This window comes from Kitasatospora sp. NPDC059462 (genome assembly GCF_042749955.1).
Taxonomy (GTDB): Bacteria; Actinomycetota; Actinomycetes; order Streptomycetales; family Streptomycetaceae; genus Kitasatospora.
In genome coordinates, this window is record NZ_JBHYUU010000118.1 from 16,830 (window position 1) to 27,232 (window position 10,403).

The 10,403-nt window shown below is 77.1% G+C and carries 4 protein-coding genes; 1 reads left to right on the forward strand and 3 read right to left on the reverse strand.

The annotated features are described in order from the left end of the window. Positions 1-65 precede the first annotated feature (65 nt). The 3 genes from ACFXAM_RS25935 to ACFXAM_RS25945 all read right to left on the reverse strand — a co-directional run bounded on the left by ACFXAM_RS25935 (position 66) and on the right by ACFXAM_RS25945 (position 9,039). Complete coding sequence (locus tag ACFXAM_RS25935; protein WP_380294636.1) at positions 66-1,511, reverse strand: DHA2 family efflux MFS transporter permease subunit; 1,446 nt, start codon at positions 1,509-1,511, stop codon at positions 66-68. Beyond that, positions 1,508-1,705 carry an MbtH family protein gene (locus tag ACFXAM_RS25940; RefSeq protein WP_380294637.1) on the reverse strand — a complete coding sequence of 66 codons (198 nt, stop codon included), beginning with the start codon at positions 1,703-1,705 and terminating at the stop codon, positions 1,508-1,510. The genes ACFXAM_RS25935 and ACFXAM_RS25940 overlap by 4 nt, the downstream gene beginning before the upstream one ends. A gap of 98 nt (positions 1,706-1,803) precedes the next feature. Beyond that, positions 1,804-9,039, reverse strand: coding sequence for an amino acid adenylation domain-containing protein (locus ACFXAM_RS25945; protein ID WP_380294638.1), 7,236 nt, complete (start codon positions 9,037-9,039; stop codon positions 1,804-1,806). Between the two features lie 129 nt (positions 9,040-9,168). On the opposite strand from ACFXAM_RS25945, the gene ACFXAM_RS25950 reads away from it, so the two are divergent. Continuing rightward, positions 9,169-10,356: an amidohydrolase gene (locus ACFXAM_RS25950; protein ID WP_380294639.1), complete on the forward strand. Its 1,188-nt coding sequence runs from the start codon at positions 9,169-9,171 to the stop codon at positions 10,354-10,356. Positions 10,357-10,403 lie beyond the last annotated feature (47 nt).

Sequence of the window (10,403 nt, forward strand, 5' to 3'; positions counted from 1 at the left end):
TGGGGGCCGGCGCACCCGCCCCCCCCCCGCGTGGTGGGCGGGCCGTTCGGCGGGGCCGGGCGCGGTCAGTCCATCGGCGGCGGGCCCGGGGGCTCCTTCGGGAGACGGGCCGCGACCAGGGCGCCGAGCGCGACGGCGGCGGCCGTGGCCAGCAGGGCGACCCGGTAGGGGCCGGGTTCGGCGCCGTGGGTGCCGTGGGTGCCGTCCCCCGAGAGGGCGCCGATGAGGGCCGCCGCGCCGGCGATGCCGAAGGCCCCGCCGAGCGTGCGCACGATGGTGAACAGGCCCATCGCGCGGCCCATCGACGGCGGCGGCACGTCCGCGAACCCGGCGATCTGCACGGTCAGCACGGCGGTGCCCAGGATCAGGCCGACGCCGAACATCAGCGCCCGCACCGCCCAGGCGTTCTCGCCGACGCCCGGTACGGCCAGCGCGGCCAGCACCAGGGCCGCCAGCAGCAGGGCGGGCAGCGCCAGCAGGCGCGGGCCGAGCCGGGGCAGCAGCCGGTCGACCACCTGGGAGGCGGCCATCAGGCCGATCGCCTCCGGGAAGACGCTCAGGCCCGCGTCCAGGGCCGAGGCGCCGAAGGCGGCCTGGTGGAGCAGCGGGTAGGCGAACAGCGCGCCCATCAGTCCGGCGGCGGTCAGCAGGGCCAGCCAGCTCGCCGCGCCGAAGGCCCGGTCGGCGAGCAGCCGGAGGTCCACCAGCGCTTCTTCGGCGCGCAGTTGGTGGCGGACGGCGGCGCCCAGCAGCAGCCCGCCGAGCACCCCGGACACCGCCACCGCCGGGGAGCCCCAGCCGTGCGCGGGGCCGAAGCCGAGCGCGTAGGTGAGCAGGCCGAGGCCGGGGGTGGCGAGCAGGAACCCGGTGGTGTCGAAGCGGCCGGCCGGCGGCTCCTCCTGGTCGCGCAGCCCGAACAGGCCGATGACCACGGCGGCCGCCCCGATCGGCACGTTGACCAGGAACAGCCAGTGCCAGGAGAGGTGTTCGGTCAGGAGGCCGCCGAGCGGCGGGCCGAGCGCGGGCATCAGCGCGGTCGGTACGATCAGCACCTTGCCGAGGCCGGCCCGCTCGTGCGGTTCGAAGGCCCGGAACAGCAGGGTCATGCCGACCGGGGTGAGCAGGCCGCCCGCCACGCCCTGCACCGCGCGGGCGGCGGTGAGCGCGCCGAGGCCGGGGGCGGCCGCGCACAGCGCGCTGGCCAGGGTGAAGACGGCGAGCGAGCCGAGGAAGACCCGGCGCACGCCGAACCGGTCACCGAGCCAGCCGGCCACCGGGAGGCCGACGGCGAGGCCGACCAGGAAGGCGGTCTCCACCGCGTTGGCGGCGGAGACCGGGCGGCCGAAGTCCCCGGCGATGGTGAACAGGGCCGGGTTGACGATCGTCGAGTCCAGGCCGTTCATGCACATCGCGGCCGTGTAGACGAGCACCACCGCGAGGCGACCGGCGAACAGCGGGCGCTGCGGGGCGGCGGGCCCGCCGGGGGCGGGCCGGGTGTCCGCCTGGCTCATCGGGCCGGGTCGAGGTCGGTCCAGTGGGCGGTGATCCAGTCGAGGGCGGCGGCGCGCTCGCACGGCCCGTGGGCGACGCTCCAGCCGGCCGGGACGGCGGCGAAGGCGGGCCAGAGCGAGTGCTGGCCCTCGTCGTTGACGAGCGCGAGGAACTCTCCGTCACCGTCGAAGGGGTTGGCGGGGGCGTCACTCATGGGGTGGTTCTCCAGGTGGTCGGGCAGGTCGGCGGGCGGGCGGTGTCGGTGGGTGGGCCGGTGTCGGTGGGCGGGCGGCGGCCGGCGGACGAGGGCCGTCAGCCCCGGACGTCGAGGGAGTCGCGGACGTCGAGGGAGTCCCGGGAGTCGAGGGCGGCGAGGTGCTCCGCGACGACGCCCGCGATGCGGGCGATCGGCTCGGGCAACGTCATGTCCTTGTGCGAGCAGGCGACGTCGTGGTTGTCGATCCGCCCGGCCACGTAGGGGGTCCACAGCTCGGGCACCAGGGTCTCGTCGATGGTGTCGACGGTGGCGCGGAAGAACAGCACGTCGCCCTTGAGGCGCTGGTGGTCGTAGCCGCGCACCAGGTGGTTGATGTGCAGGTAGATCCGGTTCAGCGCCTCGACGGTGGCGTCGTCCAGACCGGCCAGCGGGCTGCCCTCGCGGCGCAGCAGCTCGGTGACGTGGGCGAGTTCGAGCGGCCGGCCGTCGAGGTCCGCCGGCCCGTAGCCGCCCATGGTGAGCAGCGCCTCCAGGGCCTCGGCCTGGTCCGGGACGGGCAGGTCGCGGAAGCCCTCGGCCGGGTAGGCGTCGAGCACCGCCAGCAGGTCGACGGCGCAGCCGAGTTCCTCCAGCCGGGCGGCCATGGCGTGGGCGATGATGCCGCCGGTGGACCAGCCGAGCAGCCGGTAGGGGCCCTCGGGCTGGACCTCGCGCAGCCGATCGACGTAGTGCGCGGCCAGCTCCTCCATGGTCGCGGGCAGCGGCTCGCCGGCGGTGGCGGCGCCGACGCCCTGCGCCTGGAGGCCGTAGATCGGCACGTCGGCCGGGAGGTTGCGGATCAGGCCGGTGTAGCACCAGCTGAGGCCGCCGGCCGGGTGGACGGCGAACAGCGGGTCGCGCCGGCCGGGGGCGGTGGGCCGCAGCGGCAGCAGGACGTCCAGCGCGTCGGCGCCGGGGGTGTCGGCGGCGAGCGCGGCGTCCAGCGCCGCGACGGTGGGCGCCTGGAACAGCGTGCCGATGCCGACCTCCAGGCCGAGCACCGCGCGGATCCGCCCGGCGAGCCGGACGACCAGCAGGGAGTGGCCGCCGAGGGCGAAGAAGTCGTCCTCGACGCCGACCGCCGGAACGCCCAGCACCTCGGCGAACAGCTCGCAGAGCTGCTGCTCGCGCGGGTTGCGCGGGGGCCGCCCGGCACCGGACCCGGGCGCGTCGGGGGCGGGCAGGGCACGCCGGTCGAGCTTGCCGTTGGCGGTGAGCGGCAGGCGCTCCAGCAGCACGACGGCGGACGGGACCATGTGGACGGGCAGGTCGGCGGCGGCGCGGGTGCGAAGTTCCTCGGCGGTCACCTGCTCCGCGCCGGGGGCGAGGACGGCGTAGCCGGTCAGGCGCTTGTCACCGGGCACGTCCTCGCGGACGATCACGGCTGCGTCGGCGACGGCCGGGTGGGCGGCCAGCACGGCCTCGATCTCGCCGAGTTCGATCCGGAAGCCGCGGATCTTGACCTGCTGGTCGGCGCGGCCGAAGTACTCCAGGACGCCGTCCGCGCGGCGTCGGGCGAGGTCTCCGGAGCGGTACATCCGGGTGCCGCGCTCGCCGAACAGCGCGGCGTGGGGGTCGGCGACGAAGCGCTCGGAGCTGAGCGCGGGGCGGCCGAGGTAGCCGCGGGCGAGACCGGCGCCGGCCACGTACATCTCGCCGGTGACGCCGGGCGGGACGGGCTGGAGGTACCGGTCGAGGACGTAGACCCGCAGGTCGGGGATGTTGACGCCGATGGTGCTGCTGGTGCCGGCGGCGGCGCTCGCGCGGTCCAGGGCGATGTGGGAGACGTGCACGGTGGTCTCGGTGATGCCGTACATGTTGACCAGGGTGGGCGCGTCGTCGGCGTGCCGCTCGTACCAGTCGTCGAGGCGGCCGAGCTCCAGCGCCTCGCCGCCGAACACCACGTAGCGCAGTGCGAGTTCGCTGCCGGGGCGCTCCCGGTCGGCGGCGCTGAGCTGGTAGAACGCGGACGGCGTCTGGTTGAGGACGGTGACCCGTTCACGGGCGAGCAGGGCGAGGAAGGCCGCCGGGTCGCGGCTGACCAGGTGCGGGACGACCACGAGCCGGCCGCCGTGCAGCAGGGCGCCCCACAGCTCCCAGACCGAGAAGTCGAAGGCGTAGGAGTGGAAGAGCGTCCAGACGTCGTCGGCGCCGAAGCCGAACCAGTGGTCGGTGGCGGAGAACAGCCGGACCACGTTGTGGTGGGTGACCGGGACGCCCTTGGGGCGGCCGGTGGAGCCCGAGGTGTAGATGACGTAGGCGGTGTCCTCGGCGCGCAGCGGCCGGGTGCGTTCGTGCTGGGCCAGCGGGACGGCCGGGAAGGCGTCCGGCTCCCCGCCGTCGACCAGGATGGCCGGCACCCGGTGGCCGGGCATCCGGGGCGCGGTGGCGCGGTCGGTGACCAGTGCGGCGGGGGCCGCGTCGGTGAGCATCCAGGCGAGCCGGTCGGCCGGGTACTCGGGGTCGAGCGGCAGGTAGGCGGCGCCGGACTTGGCGACCGCGAGCAGGCCGACGACGAGGTCGAGGGAGCGCGGCAGGGCGAGCGCGACGATGGTGCCGGGGCCGATGCCGCGGGAGGCCAGCAGCCGGGCCAGCCGGTCGGCGCGGGCGGCGAGTTCGGTGTAGCTGAGCTCCTCGCCGTCGTAGCCGGCGGCGACGGCGTCGGGGTGGGCGAGGGCGGCGGCCTCGAAGAGCTCGGGCAGGGTGGCGCCGGGCCGCGAGGTGACGGGGGCGCCGTTCCACTCGACCAGGGCGCGGTGCCGCTCCTCCGCGCTGATCAGCGGGAGCCGGCCGACGGGAGTGTCGGGCGCGGTGGCGGCGGCGGTGAGCAGCCGGGCCAGGCGTTCGGCGAGCGCCCGGACGGTGGCCTCGTCGAAGAGGTCGGTGCGGTACTCGACGAAGCCCGCGATGCCGCCCTCGCGCAGTTCGCCCGCGTTGAGGGTGAGGTCGAACTTGGCGGTGCCGGAGGGGATCGCGGCGATGGTGGCGGTGAGGCCGCCGCCGAGCTCGAACTCCCGGTCGGGGACGGACTGCCAGGCGAGCATCACCTGGAACAGCGGGTGCCGGGCGAGCGAGCGGCGCGGGTTGAGTTCCTCGACGAGGCGGTCGAAGGGCAGGTCGGCGTGGTCGTGGGCGCCGAGCACGGCGGTGCGGGCGCGGCCGAGCAGCTCGCGGAAGGTCGGCTCGCCGGAGGTGTCGGTGCGCACGACCACGGAGTTGACGAAGTAGCCGACCAGGGCGGCGGTCTCGTCGGAGTCGCGGCCGGCGACGGGGGTGCCGATCGGGAGGTCGGTGCCGCAGCCGTGCCGGGTGAGCAGTGCGGCGAGGCCGGCCTGGACGGCGGTGAACACGCTGGTGCCGGTGGCGCGGGCGAGCGCGGCGAGGGCGGCGTGGGCGTCGGCGTCCAGGCGGAACGGCACGGTGGCGCCGTGGTGGGCGGCGACGGCGGGCCGGGGGCGGTCGGTGGGCAGGTCGAGCTGGTCGGGCAGGCCGGCCAGGGTCTCGCGCCAGTGGTCGAGTTGGCGGACGGCGAGCGGGCTGGGGGCGTCGGCGGTGCCGAGCAGCCGGGCCTGCCAGTCCACGTGGTCGGCGAACTGGACGGCGAGGGGCGGCAGTTCCGGGGCGCGGCCGGCGAGGCGGGCGCGGTAGGCGGCGGCCAGGTCGGAGGCCAGCGGGGTGGTGGAGGCGCCGTCGCCGGCGATGTGGTGGAGCAGCAGGAGCAGGGTGCGGGTGCCGGCCGCCTCGCCGTCGGTGTGCTCGAACAGCGTGGCCCGCAGCGGGGGTTCGGCGCTCAGGTCGAAGGCGTGCCGGACGGCCTCGGCGAGCGCTCCGGTGCCCCGGTGCAGCTCGACCGGGGCGGCCGGCAGGATCCGCTGGTACGGCTCGCCGTCGGCGGACTCGCCGTAGACGGTGCGCAGGGTCTCGTGCCGGGCCGCGAGGTCGGTGAGGGCGAGCGCGAGGGCGTCGCGGTCGAGCGGGCCGGTGAGGGTCAGGGCGAGCGGGATGTTGTAGGTGGGGCTGGGGCCTTCCAGCCGGTAGTGGAACCAGAGGCCGCGCTGGGCCGGGGAGAGCGGCAGCGGGCCGGTGCGGTCGACCGGGACGAGGGCGGGGCGGGGCTCGGGGGCGGAGCGCTCGCGCAGCAGGGCGGCGAGGGCGGCCGGGGTGGGGTGGTGGAAGACGTCGGCGAAGCCGACGGCCGCGCCGAGGCTCTCGCGCAGCCGGGCGGCGAGCCGGCCGGCCAGCAGCGAGTGGCCGCCGAGGTCGAAGAAGTCGGCTTCGCGGGACGGTAGTTCGCCGCACTCCAGGAGGTCGGCGAACAGCCCGCAGATGATCTCCTCCTGCGGGGTCGCGGGCGCGGCGCCGCTCTGCGGCCCGGTGTCCCCGGGCTCGGGCAGGGCGCGGTGGTCGAGCTTGTCGTTGCCGGTGCGCGGCAGGTCGTCGAGGACCAGGACGGCGGCGGGCACCATGTGGTCGGGCAGCCGGCCGGCGAGGGCGGAGCGCAGCGCAGCCGGGTCGAGGGCGGCCCCGGCGGCGGGGACGGCGTAGCCGAGCAGGCGCTTGCCGCCCGGGCCGGGGCGGGCGATGACCACGGCCCGGTCCACGCCGGGCAGTTCGCCGAGGACGGCGGCGATCTCGCCGGGCTCGATCCGGAAGCCGCGGATCTTCACCTGGTCGTCGGCGCGGCCGAGGAACTCCAGCGTGCCGTCCGGGCTGCGGCGGGCGAGGTCGCCGGTGCGGTACATCCGGCTGCCGGGCGGGCCGTAGGGGTCGGCGAGGAAGCGCTCGGCGGTGAGGTCGGGGCGGCCGAGGTAGCCGCGGGCCAGGCAGGCACCGGCCACGTACAGCTCACCGGTGGCGCCGTCGGGGGCGGGGCGCAGCGAGCCGTCGAGGACGTAGGCGCGCGAGCCGCGCACGACGCGGCCGACGGGGGTGCCGTCCGGGCCCGGGGTCCAGGAGTAGGCGTCGACGGTGGTCTCGGTGGGGCCGTAGAGGTTGACCGGGGTGAGGCCGTCGACGGCGGCGAGGCGGCGCCAGAGCGCGTCGGGGGTGGCCTCGCCGCCGACCGCGATCACGGCGGGGCGGTGCCGGTCCTCGGCCAGCAGGCCTTCGGCGAGCAGGACGTCGAGGTAGGAGGGGGTGACGTCGAGGTAGTCGATCCGCTCGCGGTGGACGTGGGCGGCGAGCGCGGCCGGGTCGCGGTAGGTCTCGTCGTCGAGCAGGTGGAGTTCGTGGCCGTGGAGCATCCACAGCACCGGGTCCCAGGAGGCGTCGAAGGCGAAGGAGGCGCTGTGGGCGATGCGCAGGCGGGCGCGGCCGGTGCGGGCGACGGCGGGGGCGATGTGGTCCTCGCCGTGGCCGGCGTGCAGGTTGGCGAGCGAGGCGTGGCTGACGACGACGCCCTTGGGGCGGCCGGTGGAGCCGGAGGTGTGCAGCAGGTAGGCGGTGTGCGCGGGGTCGGGCGCGGGGAGCGGGGCGGTCGGGAGCGCCGCGAGTGCGGCGTGCACGGCCGGGTCGTCGAGGGCGACGGCGGGGCGGCCGGCGGCGCCGGGGAGGGCGGCGAGGGCCTCGGCGGTGCCGACGGCGCAGACCGGGCGGGTGTCGTCGAGGATGTCGGCGATCCGCTGCCGGGGGTGGGCGAGGTCCAGGGAGAGGCAGGCGCCGCCGGCCCTGAGCACGGCGAACATGGCGACCAGGGTGTCGGCGCCGCGCGGCATGGCGAGCGCGACCGGGGTGCCCGGGCCGGTGCCGAGGGCGGTGAGGCGGTGCGCCAGGCGGGTGGCGGCGGCGTCGAGTTCGGCGAAGGTCAGGGTGGTGTCGCCGCTGCGCAGGGCGGTCGCGTCCGGGGTGCGGGCGGCCTGCTCGGCGAGCAGTTCGGGCACCGTGCGGGTGACGGGGGGTTCGGTGCGGCCGGCGGTGGCGCGGCGCAGCGCGTCCTCGTCGAGCAGGTCGATCCGGGCGATCGGGGCCTGCGGGTCCTCCAGCAGCAGGGCGGTGAGGCCGTCGAGGTAGCGCAGCAGGCCGTCGCGGTGGGCGGCGAGGGCGTCGGCGCCGTAGCGGCCGGGGTGGGCTTCGAGGCCGATCCGCAGGGCGCCGTCGGGGCCGGGCGAGACGGCGAGGGCGAGGTCGTCGACGGGGCCGGCGGCGAGGTTGCGGACGGTGGCGGGCAGGCCGGCGAGGTCGAGGTCGCCCTCGAAGGCCTTGATGTTGACCATCGGTCCGAACAGGGCGCGGCGGGTGCCGGTGAGGGCGAGGTCGCGGCGCAGGTCCTCCAGCGGGTAGCGCTGGTGGCGGCGGACGTCGCGGACCTCCAGGACGACGCGGCGCAGCAGTGCGGCGGCGGTGTCGCGGGGGCTGACGGCGAGGCGCAGCGGCAGGACGTTGGCGGTGGCGATCGGGGTGCGCAGGGCGGCGGGGCCGCGCCGGTTGGCGAGCGGCAGGCCGAGCACGACGTCCTCGGTGCCGGCGAGGCGGTGCAGGTAGCCGGCGGTGGCGGCGATGACGAGTTCGGCCCAGGTGGCGCGGGCGGCCTTGGCGGCGGCCTCCAGCCGGGGCAGGGTGCCGGCGGGAAGCGCGGCGGCGAGGCGGGGCAGGGCGGCGGGGCCGGCGGGGGTGCCGCCGGGCAGGGTGGCGGGGGCGTCGGCGCCGGCCAGCCGGGCGCGCCAGAACGCGCGGTCGGCGGCGTGCTCGGGGCCGCCGCGGTAGGCGGCCTCCTCGGCGGCGACCTCGGCGGGGGTGGCGAAGGCGCGGTCGGTGGGGCGGGTGCCGGTGCCGAGCGCGGTGTAGAGCTCGGCGACCCGGCCGGTGAGCAGGGTGAGCGCGTAGGCGTCGACGGCGAGGTGGTGGACGCGCTGGTACCACCAGTGGCGGTCGTCGGCGAGGCGGATGAGGGCCTGGGTGAACAGCGGGCCCTCGGCGAGGTCGACGGGGCGGGCGAGGTCGGCGCGCATCCAGGCCTCGGCGGTGGCCTCGGGATCGGCGTCGGTGCGCAGGTCGAGCCGGTGCAGGGGCCAGGAGCGGCCGGGGGTGAGGCGCTGGCGCGGGGCGTCGCCGCCGGCGTCGGTGACGACGACGGCGCTCAGCGCGTCGGCCTCGCCGACGGCCCGGCGCAGGGCGGTCTCGAAGAGTTCGGCGTCGAACGGGCCGGTGATCTCGACGGCGTCGCCGGTGTTGTAGACCGGGCTGTCGGGGTCGAGCGCCTGGGCGTACCAGATCGCCGCCTGGGTGGCGAGCAGCGGCACGTCGGCTGCGGCGGGGACGGCGACGGGGTCGGACGCGGCCTGGTGGCGACGCATGGTTCTGAGAGCTCCTCGGGTCCGGCGCAACGGAACGCCTACTGCCTACTTAGGTTAGCCTAAGCTATCTGCATATTGTCTGGTCAACAGCCTGCCGGGAGGCGGGCCCTGACGCCCCCGGAGGCGCCGATGTCCCCCCTGAACGCGAGCGAGCCGACCCCGAGCGCCCCGGCGGCGGGCGGAGCGGCCGCGGCCGACCCCGCGGTGAAGGAGGCGGTGCGCGAGCGCGTCCTCGCCCACCGGGACGAGCTGCTCGCGCTCAGCCGCCGCATCCACGCCCACCCCGAGACCGCGTTCGAGGAGCACCGGGCCGCCGAGTGGTGCGCCGAACTGCTGCGCGCCCACGGCTACGCCGTCACGCCGGGCGCGCACGGCCTGCCCACCGCCTTCGACGCGCGCCTCGGCACCGGCCCGGTCACCGTCGCCGTGGTCTGCGAGTACGACGCGCTGCCCGGGCTCGGCCACGCCTGCGGCCACAACCTGATCGCCGCCGCCGGCCTCGGCGCCGCGCTCGGCCTCGCCCCCCACGCCGAGCGGCTCGGACTCACCGTGCGGGTGATCGGCGCACCGGCCGAGGAGCGCGGGGCGGGCAAGGCGCTGCTGCTGGACGCGGGCGCCTTCGACGGCGTGGACGCCGCGATGATGGTCCACCCCTGCCCCGTGGAGGTCGCCGACTTCCACTCCTTCGCGCTCGGCACCCTCTCCGTCCGCTACACCGGCCGCGCCGCCCACCCGAGCCTCAACGCGCACGAGGGCCGCAACGCCGCCGACGCGCTCACCGTCGCGCAGGTCGCCCTCGGGCTGCTGCGCCAGCAACTGCCGCCGCACTGGCGGGTGCACGGCATCACCACGGCCGCCGGGACGGCGCCCAACCTCATCCCGGACAGCGCCACCGCCGAGTACGAGATCCGCGCCTCGGCGGCCGAGGACCTCGCGGAGCTGCGCGCCCGGGTCGAGGACTGCTTCCGGGCGGGCGCGCTGGCGACCGGGTGCGAGGTCGAGCTGACCCGGCCCGAGCCGGACTACCTGGACTTCCGCAGCGACGCCGGGCTGCTCGCCCTGTGGCGGGCCAACGCGGCGGCGGCGGGCCGCCCGGAGCCGGTCGAGAGCGGGCCGTTCGCCTGCACCGACATGGGCAACGTCTCCCACGCGGTGCCCGCCATCCACCCGGTGCTGGACATCACCGGCGGGGCGTGCGGGCCGCACGAGGCGGCGTTCGCCGACGCCGCCGTCTCGCCGCGGGCGGACCGGGCGATCGTGGAGGGCGCCGTCGCCATGGCATGGACGGCGGCGGACTTCGCGGCCGCGCGGCGGTGACGGCGCCCGGCTCGGCGGGCGGCGGGTGACCGGTCCCGGGACCGGTC

Bases quoted from the DNA above. Each gene is read 5' to 3' on its own strand.
- ACFXAM_RS25935 (WP_380294636.1), bottom strand. From the start codon at position 1,511: ATGAGCCAGGCGGACACCCGGCCCGCCCCCGGCGGGCCCGCCGCCCCG.
- ACFXAM_RS25940 (WP_380294637.1), bottom strand. From the start codon at position 1,705: ATGAGTGACGCCCCCGCCAACCCCTTCGACGGTGACGGAGAGTTCCTC.
- ACFXAM_RS25945 (WP_380294638.1), bottom strand. From the start codon at position 9,039: ATGCGTCGCCACCAGGCCGCGTCCGACCCCGTCGCCGTCCCCGCCGCA.
- ACFXAM_RS25950 (WP_380294639.1), top strand. From the start codon at position 9,169: ATGTCCCCCCTGAACGCGAGCGAGCCGACCCCGAGCGCCCCGGCGGCG.